Raw genomic sequence first — 12,479 nt, 5'->3', positions numbered from 1 at the left:
GGCGTAAATGCGGCGGTTGTGCGATGAAGGAGTGCGTTCTTACCTGGGGAGAACTCGCCTTATGCCTGAAAGGGCGACGGTGTCGAGCCGGAGCGAGAAGTCAGCAGAGGCCGTAGTAGCCGCTGGTTGAGGGCGAAGGGCTGAACGAGCAGGAGGGCCGAAGGCCGTGTCGTTCGGACGTGCAGGGCACCAGAAGGCTACGCAGGTAGCGCGCAACGCGGGATGGCGAGGTGAAGCCGAGCCGGAAGCGAGGCGTGATGAAGCACGGACGGCGCGACACGAAACCGGAGGCTTGGGGCGGGACAGTCTGCTGTCGCAGGCGCTCGCGAGAGCGAATCTGGTGATGGCGTGGAAACGCGTCAAAGCCAATCGTGGCAGTGCCGGGGTGGATGGGAAGTCGATTGCCGAGACGGCGGCACACCTGAAGACGCACTGGCCCCGGATTCGGGAAGCGTTACTGGAGGGAAGCTACCGGCCCGCGCCGGTGCGGCGAGTCCAGATTCCGAAGCCTGGTGGCGGGATGCGTGAACTGGGGATTCCGACGGTGACGGATCGGCTGATCCAGCAAGCCCTGCTGCAAGTCTTGCAACCCATCATTGATCCGACCTTCTCCGAACACAGCTACGGCTTCCGGCCGGGGCGTCGAGCGCGTGACGCGGTGCTGATGGCGCAACGGCACGTACAGGACGGCTACCGGGTGGTGGTCGATGTGGACCTGGAGAAGTTCTTCGATCGGGTCAATCACGACATCCTGATGGAGCGACTATCGAGGCGCATTGAGGACAAAGCCGTGCTGCGGCTGGTTCGGCGCTACCTCGTGGCCGGGATCATGGATGGCGGAGTGGTCATGGAGCGACACGAAGGCACGCCGCAAGGCGGGCCGCTGTCGCCGCTGCTGGCCAATGTGCTGCTGGACGAGGTGGACCGGGAACTGGAGAAGCGAGGCCACCACTTCGTGCGTTACGCCGACGACTGCAATGTGTACGTGCGCAGTCACAGCGCGGGCGAACGGGTGCTGAATGGTTTGCGCAAGCTCTACGACCGACTTCACCTGAGGGTCAACGAGGCGAAGACGGCGGTTGCACAGGCGACCGGTCGCAAGTTCCTGGGCTACGAACTGTGGCGCGGTACGGGCGGCCGGATCAAATGTGCGGTGGCCCGAAAGACCCTGAAGACCTTCAAGCAACGCATCCGGGAACTGACCCGCCGCTGGGGCGGGAGAAACTTGCCAGAGGTAGCGGAGCGATTGAGGGCTTACGTGCCGGGCTGGAAGGCGTACTTCCACTTGGCACAAACGCCCAAGGTGTTCCGTCAACTCGACGAGTGGATCAGGCACCGGTTGCGTGCGATGCAGCTCAAGCACTGGCGCCGTGGCACGACGATGTATCGGGAGTTGCTGGCCATGGGAGCCTCGGCCGAAGATGCGCGCAGGGTGGCGGCGAACAGCCGCTGCTGGTGGCGCAACAGCTATCAGATGCTGAACCGAGCGATGCCCGTGGCCTACTTCGACCGGCTCGGGGTGCCCCGGCTCTCATAACCTCAACTGCTCGAACCGCCCGGTGCGGACCCGCATGCCGGGTGGTGTGGGAGGGGATCGGTCAGGCTGCTGCCTGACCGCCCCTATCCCGATTGGGGCGTACCGGGTGAAGGCCGTGTCGGCAATTCGTGCGAAGGGAAGGGGAAAAGAAAAAGGGCCTTCCCGGAGGAAGGCCCTTCTGAAGTGGCGCGGCTGGCAGGATTCGAACCCACGACCCCTTGGTTCGTAGCCAAGTACTCTATCCAACTGAGCTACAGCCGCACGCAAAGCGATACTACTTCAAACTGCCAGGACCTTCTGCGATGGGAAGGCCCCTTAAAGATGGCGCGGCTGGCAGGATTCGAACCCACGACCCCTTGGTTCGTAGCCAAGTACTCTATCCAACTGAGCTACAGCCGCACGCAAAACGGTACTACTTTGAACTGAAAGGGCCTTCGGTTTGGAAGGCCCTCGAAAAAAGTGGCGCGGCTGGCAGGATTCGAACCCACGACCCCTTGGTTCGTAGCCAAGTACTCTATCCAACTGAGCTACAGCCGCACGCAGAAGAGGGATTATAGCAGGGTTATATAAAAAGGGAAGCCTTATTCGCAAAATGCTGGAGGCGGGCTTGCGCGGCTACGCATCGTGTACCCTTGAAGCATCCGCAATCCACGTTGAATGTGCATCATGAACAAGGCGTTTGTCAAAGAGTCGGACGGCGACGACGACGATCTCGACCAGGCCCACACGGCGATCCCGGCGGGCTCGAAGAACTACATCACGCCCGTGGGGCACAAGCGCCTCAAGGACGAACTGCTGAGCCTGATCGATACCGAACGGCCCGAGGTCGTGCGGCTCGTGTCGTGGGCGGCGTCGAACGGCGATCGTTCCGAGAACGGCGACTATATCTACGGCAAGCGGCGGCTGCGCGAGATCGACCGGCGCATCCGCTTCCTGACGAAGCGGCTCGACATCGCCGAAGTGGTCGACGCGAGCCGGCAGGAGAATACCGACCAGGTGTTCTTCGGCGCCACCATCGACTATGCGACGCCGGATGGCGAGGAACATACGATCACGATCGTCGGCATCGACGAGGTCGATCTCGACCGCGGGCATGTGAGCTGGATCTCGCCGGTGGCGCGCGCGCTGCTCAAGGCGAAGATCGGCGACACCGTCACGCTGATGACGCCCGCCGGCCCGCAGCCGATCGACGTGCTCGACGTGCGCTATCCGGAGCCGGGGGCGGCCTGAGCGCGTTGGCGGCGCGGTTGCCGCGTCATGAAAAAAGCGCCCCGCGTGGGGCGCTTCGTCGTGCCGGCGGCGACCGCGCGGCGCCGTTCAGAAACGGTGGCGCAGGCCGGCCGTCACCGCGACCTGCTTGTTGTTCGACGACGCCGTGCCGAGGCCGTTGATGTTCGCGCGCAGGTGCAGGCCGTCCGTGTTGACCTTCTGGTATTCGCCCTGCAGGTAGACGTCGGTGCGCTTCGACAGCGCGTATGCCGCCTGCAGGTTGAACTGGTGCCAGTTCGGGCTCTGGCCGACGATGCGGCCGTCGGTGTACGTGTACGACCCGGCCAGCGAGAGCGCCGGCGTCAGCGCGTAGCGGCCGTTCAATTCGTAGTTGTTGAAGCGCACGCCACCCGCGAGCCCGACGCCGCCCGTCACGCCCGATTGGCCGGCGCTGATCGCGACGCTATCGGTGAGGCGGGTCTGCGTGAACACGAAGCCAGCCGTTGCCGGACCAAACGTGTAGTTCAGGCCGGCGCCCCAGGTGCGCTGCCGTGCGGCGGCAAACGTCCAGTCTCCGGCAACCGCGCCGGGATCGCTGACCGTCTGCGCCAGTCCGTTCACGTTATTGTTCAACTGCAGGTACGCGGCCGCGACGTTGAAGCCCATGAAGTTGTACGACACGCCGACGCTGTACGCGCGGTTGTTGGCAAAGCTGGTCGAATTCGAGAAGCCGTACAACGCGCCGAACTTCAGGCCGTTGTAGTTCGCGCTCTGGTATTTGACCGAGTTATTGATCCGGAACGAATTGTTGAGGTTGTCGTTGTCGAACGGATGCGCGAATTGCGTGCCGCCGAATTGCGTGCCGGTCAGCGACAACGGGCCGAGATAGTCGACGACGCTGTCATATTGGCGGCCCAGCGTGAGCGAGCCGAACTGGTTGTGGGCGAGCCCGACGAATGCCTGGCGGCCGAATTCGCGGCCGTTCTGTTTCAGCGTGCCGTTATTGATGCCGAAGCCGTTTTCCAGCGTGAAGATCGCTTTCAGGCCGCCGCCGAGGTCTTCGGTGCCGCGCAGGCCCCATCGGCTGCCGTTGACCGAGCCGGTCGACTGCTGCCAGGCGCTGTGGCCGCCCTGGTTGTTGGTGTACGTGATGCCGGCGTCCAGCAGGCCATACAGCGTCACGCTGCTTTGTGCGTGCGCCGCGGTCGCGAACACGCTCGACAATGCCGCGACGATCAGAGTCCTTTTCATTGATCTGTCTCCAAACCGGATGAAGGGAAGCGAACCTGTTGCGGGCTCCGGTGCGGCGCGCGACATCGGCGCTACTGCACGGGCGGGCTTGTTGCTCTTGTCTCAAAATTCAATTTCAGTGTAAGAAGCGGCTCCGAATGGCGAGGAAGCCACTTTAAGCAATACTGTATTTTGGAATGCGCAATGATTTTCGGTCGGCCCGGGAGCCTTGCGGATCAAGGCTTTGCGGCGCTGCGGCAGATTGCGGGCAAGGGGTGGTGCGGGTGTCAGGCGTTGCGCAGTCGCGACAGCGGCCAGTCGGCCACGCCCATTGCGTCAGCGTCATTATTGTCGCTTCGGCAATAGAGGTTTGTGCGTAGCATGGATAATGAAAGGATGTTATCTCGCTATACTGCGATCTCTGCTTTCCGAAGCAGACTTTTTCGTTGACGGAAAAGATCTCCAAACCTTTGTCGGCGCGACTTCCCAGTCGCGCTTTTTTTTTGCCCGTCGGGCCCGCTTCTATTGTTCGTACCAGCGGCGGCGCTTGCGCCTGCCGGGTGGCGGCGCGTCCCGGTTTTCCTCGGCTGGGGGCGGGGTATAGGTCCAGTCTTCCATCACGTAGTGGCGCGCATCGAGCGGCGACGCGAGCAGGTTCTGCCAGTGGTCGCCATGCCAGGTCGTATCGAATTCGGCGTCGCAGGGCTTTTCGCGGGCGGCGTCGGCAAGTGCGCGGGACTTGCGGCGAACGCGGCCGAGCCGGCTAGCGAAGCGCTTGATTCCGTCCAGCCACATGACTTTCTCCGTCGCGTCGATGTGACGTTCAGCATCGCAACGTCCGCCGTTTTCTGCAACCCGGAAAAATACCGAGCATTTTGCCGATGCGATTCGACCCCGGTAGGTTTTTCGCGGCGCGGATTATGGCCATGTCGAACCCGGTAATAGTGACAGGTTTTTGTGTGGAATCGATTTATCGAAATCGATCGGGTACCGATTCCACCGGCATTAGCGTAATTTTTATAATACGTTCGCTAAAAATCCTCTTGACGCAATGGGATTGTCCAATTTATAAAGTCACCACTCCGTCCTCGGGCGGCGTGTGTAGCTGGTGTCAGAGGCGACGCTTCGAGATTTCGGGAAACGGCTATAACAGTAGCTTTTTTGAACAAAATAGAGTGGGGAACGAAGGTATGGATACCGGTATCGTGAAATGGTTTAACGATGCTAAAGGTTTCGGCTTTATCACGTCGGACAACGGCGGCGAGGATTTGTTTGCGCATTTTTCCGAAATCAAGATGGACGGCTTCAAAACGCTGAAGGAAAATCAGCGTGTTTCGTTCGACGTGAAAGTCGGGCCGAAAGGCAAGCAGGCAGCGAATATCCAGGCGATCTGACGCGCCACGTATTGCCGATCACGTCCGAGCCCCCGCGATGCGGGGGCTTTTTGCATTATTGCGGCCCGGAATTGTCGCGCGGCCGCTTCGGGCTGGCCGCGGACCGGCCTGCCGGTGCATACTCACGGGAGCACCGATTCCCAGTTCCTTCATGTCCGATTCCCGCTCGCCCGATCCCGCCTGCGAACAACCGCTCGTTTTTGTCGACCTCGAAACCACGGGGGGCTCGTCCGCCGAACACCGGATCACCGAAATCGGCGTGGTCGAGATCGGCCCGTCCGGCGTGTCGACGTGGGCCTCGCTCGTCAATCCCGGGCAGTCGATCCCGCCGTTCATCCAGCAACTGACAGGCATTTCGGATGCAATGGTGCGCGATGCGCCATCCTTTGCGTCGCTTGCGCCCGCGCTGTTCGAGCGGCTCGACGGCAAGCTGTTCGTTGCGCACAACGCAAGTTTCGACCGAGGTTTCCTGCGCGCCGAGTTCGAGCGGGTGGGGTTTGCGTTCAATCCCGATGTGCTGTGTACCGTGCGCTTGTCGCGTGCGTTGTTTCCGCGCGAATCGCGGCATGGCCTCGACGCGCTGGTCGAACGGCACAGCCTCGTGCCGTCAGCGCGGCACCGGGCGCTCGCGGATGCCGACCTGATCTGGCAGTTCTGGCGGCAATTGCACGAGATCGTGCCGCTCGAGCGGCTGCGCGAGCAGATCGCGCGCACGACGCGCCACTTCCGCCTCGCGGGCGGCCTGACCGAGGCATGGCTCGATACCGCGCCGGCCGGGTGCGGCGCGTATGCGTTGTTCGGCGAAGCGGACGAGCCGCTCTATGTCGCGCGCAGCGTGCGCGTGCGGCAGCGGCTTCGCGCGTTGTTGACCGGCGAGCGGCGCTCGGCGAAGGAAATGCGGCTGGCGCAGCAGGTGCGTCGTGTCGAGTGGCGGGAAACCGGCAACGAACTCGGCGCGATGCTCGCCGAGGCGCAGTGGATCGCGCGCCTGCGCCCGACGTTCAATCGCCGTCCGGCGGCGGAGGCGCGCGCAGGCGCGGCGGCACCCTGGCCATTCGACGGCGCGGTGGCGTTCGAGGCGCACGGCGAGCGCCAGATGTTCCATGTGATCGATGGCTGGCGCTATCTCGGCGCCGCGGCGTCGCTCGAAGCGGCCGCGCGGCTGGCCGCCGACGATACGGCCGGGCCGTTCGAACCCTTCACACATCGGCTGCTCCAGACGCACCTGGCGCGCGGCCTGCAGTTGATCCCGCTCGCCGCGCTCGCGACGACGGCGGAGTAGGCGCTGCGGGTCAGCCGATCGCGCTTGCGCCGCCCGCCGCACAGACGTGCGACAGCGCGGTATTGAGCGCCTGCGCCTGGTTCGCGTCGTAGCGCGTCAATGTCTTCCAGTTGGCGATGCTGCGTGCGAGCCGTGACTGGCAGTCGGGCGCATTTCGCAACTGACCGACCTGCGCGAGCCCCGCGAGCATCGCCTGCGTGAGTCGGTCCAGCTTCGGCCGCGTGCCGGTCGCGAGATCGGGCGGCGTGCCTTCGGGTGGCCGCGTCGCCCGCCACGTCGCAAATAGCGCGTTCTGCACGTCCTTGCTGGCCGCGATCTGATCGGCGAAGAACGTCCTGGCGAAGGCCGGATCGACGCCGGCTTGTGCCGCCCGCTTCTCGACCGACGCGAGCAGTTCCGCTTCGCGTGGACGATCCTCGATCGGCTTGCCGTTCGCCCATTTCCAGCGGGCGACCGGCTCGGCGAGCGCGAGGCGTTGCGACGCGAGCGCGACGAGGTTGGTCAGGGCCGTGTCGTCGCCGTCGGCGGCGGCGATGCGTGGCGAGGAGACGAGGGCGAGGCCGAGTGCTGCCGCGGCGAGGCCGGCGCGAATAGCATGCTTCATCGGAACGATCGGAGGCCGGGCGGGCCGGAAGTGGAAAACCAGAAGAATAGACGAAGACAGTCGCGCGGCGTGGCGTCGCGACCCAGGAATCAGCGGACGAGCTGACCCGGCACCGTCAGGCCGTTGCGACCCGGGTGCAATGCGAACTGCGGCAGATGCGCAGCAATGAACCGCACGATGTCGACTGGCGTCACGCAGCGGTTAAAGCGCGGAATGGCCGTTCACTTCGGCGCGTACAGCTTGTGCTGCTCGTCGAAGAACGCCCGCACGTGATCGGGCAGCTCGGCGAGGAATTCCACGCCAACGGGTTCCGGATCCGGGCTCATCACTTGCTCCGGGGGCGGCACGCGGGTCGGTTTTTCGTCCATGATCGTTTCTCCAACAGGTTCAATGATTATCGACCTCGTGCTCAGATTTATGCCAGCAACGAATCGTTAGATTTTGTCTCTGTTGTATTAACGGCACATGCGCTGCCATGCCGATCATACGGTCAGCGGAATCGGCAGCGCGGGCCTGCTTGCTATACTTGCGCGCACTTTTTCCTGGACCGCGATGAAACGAACGACGCGATGGATCGGCCTCGTCTGGCTGGCGCTGGTACTGAACGTACTGTCGCCCGTCGTCGGCTACGCGCGTCTTGCGTCGAGCGGGTCGGGAGCACTCACGCTCGAATTGTGCAGTGCAGCGGGCGCGCGTCATGTCGTGCTCGCGCAGGCAGGCGACGATCGCAGCGCGGCGTCGGTCGATCACGCAGGCGTACCGCATTGCGTGTATTGTCCCGGCTTCGCCGCGAACCTCGCGCTTGGCGCGAGCCTGCCCGCAATGCCGGGTTTCGTGCGGACCTTCGCGGTTCGCACGCCCGCACCGTCTTTGCCCGTCTTCGTGCGCAAGGGCATCCGCCTTGCCCAGCCGCGCGCCCCGCCTGAAACCGTCTCGATCTGATTTCGCGCGCGCCTGACGGCGCGCTGTCCGCACGCGGCGCCGGCCGCGCGCCGCGCCGGTTCGTGCGCGCTGCGCAGCCCGGCGCCCGGCGGTGTTCGATCACGTTTTCAGGAAACGATTCATGTCATTCACCCTTGCCGCGCGGCCGTCGCGCGGCCGGATCGCGCTGGCATGCGCGGCCGCTTTCGCATGGCCCGCCGCGTATGCGGCGCAACCGGACGGCGCGCGTGCCGAGCCGGTATCGGAATCCGTCGCGGAGACCAGCCGGGCAGCCGCCGCGGCGCCCGCTGCCACGCGTCCGGCGGCGGTTGCGCCTGCCGGCGGCGATACGCTCGCCGCCGTCAGCGTGACCGCGCAACGGCGGCCGGTCGACCCCGATACGCCGGCCGTCGTCGAGTCGATCACGCGCGAGCGGATCGACGCGCACACCAACGTCAACACCGAGGACGCACTGAAGTACGCGCCGAACCTGATGGTGCGCAAGCGCTACATCGGCGATCGCAACGCGGTATTCGCGGGCCGCGATTTCAACGAATTGCAGAGCGCGCGCGGGCTCGTCTATGCCGACGGCGTGCTGCTGTCGAACCTGCTCGGCTCGAGCTACGCGTATCCGCCGCGCTGGTCGCTGATTCCGCCCGACGACATCGCGCGGGTCGACGTGCTGTACGGCCCCTTTTCCGCGCTGTATCCGGGCAATGCGATCGGCTCGACCGTGCTGCTGACCACGCGGCGGCCCGAGCAGCTCGAGGCGTCGCTGTCGACGCAGTTCTTCACGCAACGCTATCGCGACGGCTACGGATTCGCCGACAGCTTCGGCGGCAATCACCAGACCGCGCGGATCGCGAACCGCGTCGGCCGCTTCTGGTTCGCGCTGTCGCTCGACCGGCTCGAGAACAACGGGCAGCCGATGCAGTACGCAAGCCCGAACGCCGCGTACAACCCGAAGCTTGGCCGTGCGGTGCCGGTGACGGGCGCGGCGACCGACGTCGGGCCGAACGGCAAGCCGCGCACGATCGTCGGCGCCCAGTCGCTCGAACGCACCGAGCAGATCAACGGGACGGTGCGGATGGGCTACGCATTCACCGATCACGTCGACGCGACGCTCACGCTAGGCCACTGGGAAAACCATTACCGGCAGCACGGCGAGACGTTCCTGCGCGACGCGGCGGGCAACCCCGTGTACGGCGGCAACGTGTCGATCGGCGGGCAGAACATGACCGTGGCGCCGAGCGCGTTCGCGCCGCAGCGCGGCGACCAGGAGAACTGGCTGTATGCGCTCGGGGTGAACGCGCGTCTTGACTCGGGCTGGCGGCTGTCGGGCGTCGTGTCGGCGTACGACGTGTCGCGCGACGTGCTGCGCGCGGCGTCGACCGCGCAGGGCGGCGCGGGTACGCAGTTCCAGGGCGACGGCACCGGCTGGCGCACGCTCGACCTGAAGGCGGAAGCGCCGGAAGTGAAGGGGCATGCGTTCACCTTCGGCTATCACTACGACAACTATTTCCTGCGCAACGTCACGTACAACACGGCGGACTGGCTGAACGGGCCGACGACGTCGCTCGCGAGCATCTATCGCGGCGACACGCGCACGCAGGCGCTGTTCGCGCAGGACGCGTGGCGCTTCGCACCCGGCTGGCTCGCGACGCTCGGGCTGCGCTACGAGCGCTGGGATGCATACGGCGGCGCGCTCGGCAACGCGAGCGGCACGCTCGGTTATGCGGGCCGCAGTGCGAATGCGCTGTCGCCGAAGGTGGCGCTGCAGTGGGACGCCACCGACGTCTGGCGTTTCCGGCTGTCGTTCGCGACGGGCACGCGCTTTCCGACGGTCGGCGAACTGTTCCAGGGCACGATCTCGAACAACGCCATCGTCAACAACAACCCGAACCTGCGTCCGGAAAAGGCGATCGACTGGGATTTCACCGCCGAGCGCGACGTGGGCGTCGGTGTCGTGCGCGCGAGCGTGTTCCAGAGCGACCTGCGCGACTCGATCTACAGCCAGACGACGGTGTCGGGCGCGTCGACGGTCACGAACATCTCGAACGTCGATCGCGTCCGCGTGCGCGGCGTCGAGCTCGCGTTCAGCGGGCAGAACGTCGGGCTCAGGGGGCTCGACGTCGATGCGAACGTGTCCGCGAGCAATGCGCAGATCCTGTCCGACGCGGCGAACCCCGCGTATGTCGGCTCGCGGTTCCCGCGGATTCCGCGCATGCGCGCGAACCTGCTCGCGTCGTACTGCTTCGACGAGCACTGGCTCGCGAGCGTCGGCGTCCGCTACTCGGGGCGCCAGTTCAACACGCTCGACAACAGCGACGTGAATCCCGGCGTCTATGGCGGCACCAGTTCGTACACGGTCGTCGACCTGAAGGCGCGCTACCGCTTCGACCGGCACTGGGTTGCATCGGTCGGCATCGACAACCTGACGGACCGCCGCTACTACGTGTTCCACCCGTATCCGGGCCGCACTTTCTATGGAGAACTGAAATGGTCGCTGTGAAATCATTCGCGGCAGGCTGCGCGCTGTGGCTCGCGGGGCTGTCCGCTGCCGGCGCGCACGACGCGGCGAAGCCCGCCGATCCGCACGCCGCGCACATGGGCATGCAGGCGGCGGTCGCGTCGCAGAAGCAGCCGCTCGCCACCGGCGCCGCGTTCGATGCGCGGCATCGGTTGTGGGCCGCGTGGGTCGAGGGCGAGCATGTGGTCGTCGCGCATTCCGACGACGCGGGCCGCACGCTGTCTGCCGCGGTGACCGTCAACGCGATGCCGGAACCGATCTACACCAGCGCGGAAAACCGTCCGAAGGTCGCGGCGAGCCCGGACGGCCGCGCGATCTACGTGTCGTGGTCGATGCCGCTCGACGCGCCTTATACGGGGATGGTGCGCTTCTCGCGCTCGCTGGACGGCGGCGCGACGTGGAGTGTGCCGATCACCGTGCATCGCGACAGGCAGATGATCACGCACCGCTTCGACATGATGGCGGTCGACCCCGCGGGACGGATCTATCTGGCCTGGATCGACAAGCGCGACCTGACCGCCGCGAAGGCGGCCGGGCAGGCGTACGACGGCGCGGCGATCTACTACGCGGTGTCGCGCGACGGCGGCGTATCGTTCGAGCCGGAGCGCAAGGTGACCGACCACACCTGCGAATGCTGCCGGATCGCGATGGCAATCGACCCGGCCGGGCGCGTGGAGGCTGCGTGGCGCAACGTGTTCCCGGGCCAGATTCGCGATCACGCGCTTGCGGTGCTGCCGGCCTCGGCCGATGCACCGGTTGCGCCGCTGCGCGCGACGTTCTCGAACTGGCACGTCGAGGCGTGCCCCGACCATGGTCCGGCGCTCGCGATCACGTCGGACGGCACGCGGCATCTTGCGTGGTTCGGCGTGGTCGACGGCCGTGCCGACGTGTTCTATTCGCGGATCGCCGCGGACGGCCGGCCGCTCGGCGCCGCATGGGCGTTCGGCGCGAATCCGGCCGCGCCGGGCGAGCAGGCTTCGCATGCGGCGATGGTCGCGCGCGGCGATGTCGTGTGGCTCGCGTGGAAGGCGTTCGACGGCGACACGATGCAGATCAAGCTGCGCCGCTCGGACGATCGCGGCGCGCACTGGTCGGAGCCGCGCGTGATCGCGTCGACGTCGGGGGCGAGCGACAATCCGCAACTGCTCGACGATGCGGGGCGCGTCTACTTGTCATGGCGCACGCGCAACGACGGTTACCGGCTGATTGCGGTGGAGGGCGGGCAATGAAGCGCCTGATCGTGCTGGCGAGCCTGGTGCTCGCGTGCGGGCCGGTGCTGGCCGGCGCGCTGCAGCCGCTGCGCGCGGCCGATGTCGGCCGGTTGTTCGAGCGTGCGCACGAGCGGCCGTTGGTGGTCGAAATCTGGTCGCTCGACTGCGGGTACTGTCGCGAGAATGCCGCGCATCTCGTCGAATGGCAGCGCCGTCACCCGGAGGTGCGCATCGCGATGGTGGCCATGGATGCGTACGACGAGAACGGCGCGGCGATCGGACAGGTGCTCGCGCAGATGAACCTGCCGCCGCACGTCGCGCAGTATGCGAACGCCGAGGCGATGCCGGAACGCCTGCGCACGGCGCTCGATGCGGGATGGCGGGGAGAACTGCCGCGCACCGTATGGATCGGCCGCGACGGCGTGCGCGACGCGCGCAGTGGATTGCTGACGCCCGCCGTGCTCGATGGCTGGCTGCGCGCGGCGCCGCGTCGTTGAGAGGGTGGGGCGGCGCACGGCGATCGGGCCGTGCGCCGGTGACTGCGAAAGCGCGCCCGATGGC

The 12,479-nt window shown here is 65.8% G+C and carries 12 protein-coding genes and 3 tRNA genes; 8 read left to right on the top strand and 7 right to left on the bottom strand.

Annotation, left to right across the window (positions count from 1 at the left end):
* Nucleotides 1-166: 166 nt before the first annotated feature.
* Complete coding sequence (gene ltrA / locus ABFO07_RS14640) at nucleotides 167-1,537, top strand: group II intron reverse transcriptase/maturase (RefSeq protein WP_060327413.1); 1,371 nt, start codon at nucleotides 167-169, stop codon at nucleotides 1,535-1,537.
* A gap of 184 nt (nucleotides 1,538-1,721) precedes the next feature.
* Here the strand turns inward: ltrA and ABFO07_RS14635 are convergent.
* The 3 genes from ABFO07_RS14635 to ABFO07_RS14625 all read right to left on the bottom strand — a co-directional run bounded on the left by ABFO07_RS14635 (nucleotide 1,722) and on the right by ABFO07_RS14625 (nucleotide 2,074).
* Nucleotides 1,722-1,798 (bottom strand) — tRNA-Arg (locus ABFO07_RS14635).
* 61 nt (nucleotides 1,799-1,859) lie between these two features.
* A tRNA-Arg gene (locus ABFO07_RS14630) sits at nucleotides 1,860-1,936 on the bottom strand.
* Nucleotides 1,937-1,997: 61 nt separating this feature from the next.
* A tRNA-Arg gene (locus ABFO07_RS14625) sits at nucleotides 1,998-2,074 on the bottom strand.
* 129 nt (nucleotides 2,075-2,203) lie between these two features.
* On the opposite strand from ABFO07_RS14625, the gene greB reads away from it, so the two are divergent.
* Nucleotides 2,204-2,767 carry a transcription elongation factor GreB gene (gene greB, locus ABFO07_RS14620; protein ID WP_059802562.1) on the top strand — a complete coding sequence of 188 codons (564 nt, stop codon included), beginning with the start codon at nucleotides 2,204-2,206 and terminating at the stop codon, nucleotides 2,765-2,767.
* 87 nt (nucleotides 2,768-2,854) lie between these two features.
* Here greB and ABFO07_RS14615 read toward each other — a convergent pair whose 3' ends face one another.
* Both ABFO07_RS14615 and ABFO07_RS14610 read right to left on the bottom strand, forming a co-directional pair.
* Nucleotides 2,855-3,997 carry a porin gene (locus ABFO07_RS14615; protein WP_059802266.1) on the bottom strand — a complete coding sequence of 381 codons (1,143 nt, stop codon included), beginning with the start codon at nucleotides 3,995-3,997 and terminating at the stop codon, nucleotides 2,855-2,857.
* Between the two features lie 501 nt (nucleotides 3,998-4,498).
* Nucleotides 4,499-4,771: a hypothetical protein gene (locus ABFO07_RS14610; protein WP_059563380.1), complete on the bottom strand. Its 273-nt coding sequence runs from the start codon at nucleotides 4,769-4,771 to the stop codon at nucleotides 4,499-4,501.
* Nucleotides 4,772-5,166: 395 nt separating this feature from the next.
* Here ABFO07_RS14610 and ABFO07_RS14605 point away from each other — a divergent pair, with 395 nt between their 5' ends.
* Nucleotides 5,167-5,370 carry a cold-shock protein gene (locus tag ABFO07_RS14605; protein WP_010091695.1) on the top strand — a complete coding sequence of 68 codons (204 nt, stop codon included), beginning with the start codon at nucleotides 5,167-5,169 and terminating at the stop codon, nucleotides 5,368-5,370.
* Between the two features lie 151 nt (nucleotides 5,371-5,521).
* The gene (locus ABFO07_RS14600; RefSeq protein WP_059802262.1) at nucleotides 5,522-6,652 is read left to right on the top strand and encodes an exonuclease domain-containing protein; all 1,131 of its coding nucleotides are present in this window, start codon (nucleotides 5,522-5,524) and stop codon (nucleotides 6,650-6,652) included.
* 10 nt (nucleotides 6,653-6,662) lie between these two features.
* Here the strand turns inward: ABFO07_RS14600 and ABFO07_RS14595 are convergent, their stop codons facing one another.
* Both ABFO07_RS14595 and ABFO07_RS14590 read right to left on the bottom strand, forming a co-directional pair.
* Nucleotides 6,663-7,256, bottom strand: a complete 594-nt coding sequence (locus ABFO07_RS14595; protein WP_059563382.1) for a chorismate mutase — start codon at nucleotides 7,254-7,256, stop codon at nucleotides 6,663-6,665.
* 221 nt (nucleotides 7,257-7,477) lie between these two features.
* Nucleotides 7,478-7,624 carry a hypothetical protein gene (locus ABFO07_RS14590; protein ID WP_017333050.1) on the bottom strand — a complete coding sequence of 49 codons (147 nt, stop codon included), beginning with the start codon at nucleotides 7,622-7,624 and terminating at the stop codon, nucleotides 7,478-7,480.
* Nucleotides 7,625-7,808: 184 nt separating this feature from the next.
* On the opposite strand from ABFO07_RS14590, the gene ABFO07_RS14585 reads away from it, so the two are divergent.
* The 4 genes from ABFO07_RS14585 (at nucleotide 7,809) to ABFO07_RS14570 (ending at nucleotide 12,415) form a co-directional block, all read left to right on the top strand.
* A complete protein-coding gene (locus tag ABFO07_RS14585; RefSeq protein WP_059563383.1) occupies nucleotides 7,809-8,198 on the top strand; it encodes a DUF2946 domain-containing protein in 390 nt (129 codons plus the stop codon).
* 121 nt (nucleotides 8,199-8,319) lie between these two features.
* A complete protein-coding gene (locus tag ABFO07_RS14580) occupies nucleotides 8,320-10,689 on the top strand; it encodes a TonB-dependent receptor (protein ID WP_347467733.1) in 2,370 nt (789 codons plus the stop codon).
* Nucleotides 10,677-11,936: a sialidase family protein gene (locus ABFO07_RS14575; RefSeq protein WP_347467731.1), complete on the top strand. Its 1,260-nt coding sequence runs from the start codon at nucleotides 10,677-10,679 to the stop codon at nucleotides 11,934-11,936. The genes ABFO07_RS14580 and ABFO07_RS14575 overlap by 13 nt, the downstream gene beginning before the upstream one ends.
* Nucleotides 11,933-12,415 (top strand): TlpA family protein disulfide reductase, encoded by a 483-nt coding sequence (locus ABFO07_RS14570; RefSeq protein ID WP_347467729.1) that lies wholly within the window; start codon nucleotides 11,933-11,935, stop codon nucleotides 12,413-12,415. The genes ABFO07_RS14575 and ABFO07_RS14570 overlap by 4 nt, the downstream gene beginning before the upstream one ends.
* Nucleotides 12,416-12,479 lie beyond the last annotated feature (64 nt).

Source organism: Burkholderia stagnalis (assembly GCF_039848545.1).
GTDB lineage: Bacteria > Pseudomonadota > Gammaproteobacteria > Burkholderiales > Burkholderiaceae > Burkholderia > Burkholderia stagnalis.
The sequence above is the reverse complement of the archived record's forward strand: the minus strand, read 5'-3'. Positions and strand labels throughout refer to the sequence as shown.

What these genes read in the sequence shown, in the direction of transcription:
- greB (WP_059802562.1), top strand. Translation starts at nt 2,204, where the DNA reads ATGAACAAGGCGTTTGTCAAAGAGTCGGACGGCGACGACGACGATCTC.
- ABFO07_RS14615 (WP_059802266.1), bottom strand. Translation starts at nt 3,997, where the DNA reads ATGAAAAGGACTCTGATCGTCGCGGCATTGTCGAGCGTGTTCGCGACC.
- ABFO07_RS14610 (WP_059563380.1), bottom strand. Translation starts at nt 4,771, where the DNA reads ATGTGGCTGGACGGAATCAAGCGCTTCGCTAGCCGGCTCGGCCGCGTT.
- ABFO07_RS14605 (WP_010091695.1), top strand. Translation starts at nt 5,167, where the DNA reads ATGGATACCGGTATCGTGAAATGGTTTAACGATGCTAAAGGTTTCGGC.
- ABFO07_RS14600 (WP_059802262.1), top strand. Translation starts at nt 5,522, where the DNA reads ATGTCCGATTCCCGCTCGCCCGATCCCGCCTGCGAACAACCGCTCGTT.
- ABFO07_RS14595 (WP_059563382.1), bottom strand. Translation starts at nt 7,256, where the DNA reads ATGAAGCATGCTATTCGCGCCGGCCTCGCCGCGGCAGCACTCGGCCTC.
- ABFO07_RS14590 (WP_017333050.1), bottom strand. Translation starts at nt 7,624, where the DNA reads ATGGACGAAAAACCGACCCGCGTGCCGCCCCCGGAGCAAGTGATGAGC.
- ABFO07_RS14585 (WP_059563383.1), top strand. Translation starts at nt 7,809, where the DNA reads ATGAAACGAACGACGCGATGGATCGGCCTCGTCTGGCTGGCGCTGGTA.
- ABFO07_RS14580 (WP_347467733.1), top strand. Translation starts at nt 8,320, where the DNA reads ATGTCATTCACCCTTGCCGCGCGGCCGTCGCGCGGCCGGATCGCGCTG.
- ABFO07_RS14575 (WP_347467731.1), top strand. Translation starts at nt 10,677, where the DNA reads ATGGTCGCTGTGAAATCATTCGCGGCAGGCTGCGCGCTGTGGCTCGCG.
- ABFO07_RS14570 (WP_347467729.1), top strand. Translation starts at nt 11,933, where the DNA reads ATGAAGCGCCTGATCGTGCTGGCGAGCCTGGTGCTCGCGTGCGGGCCG.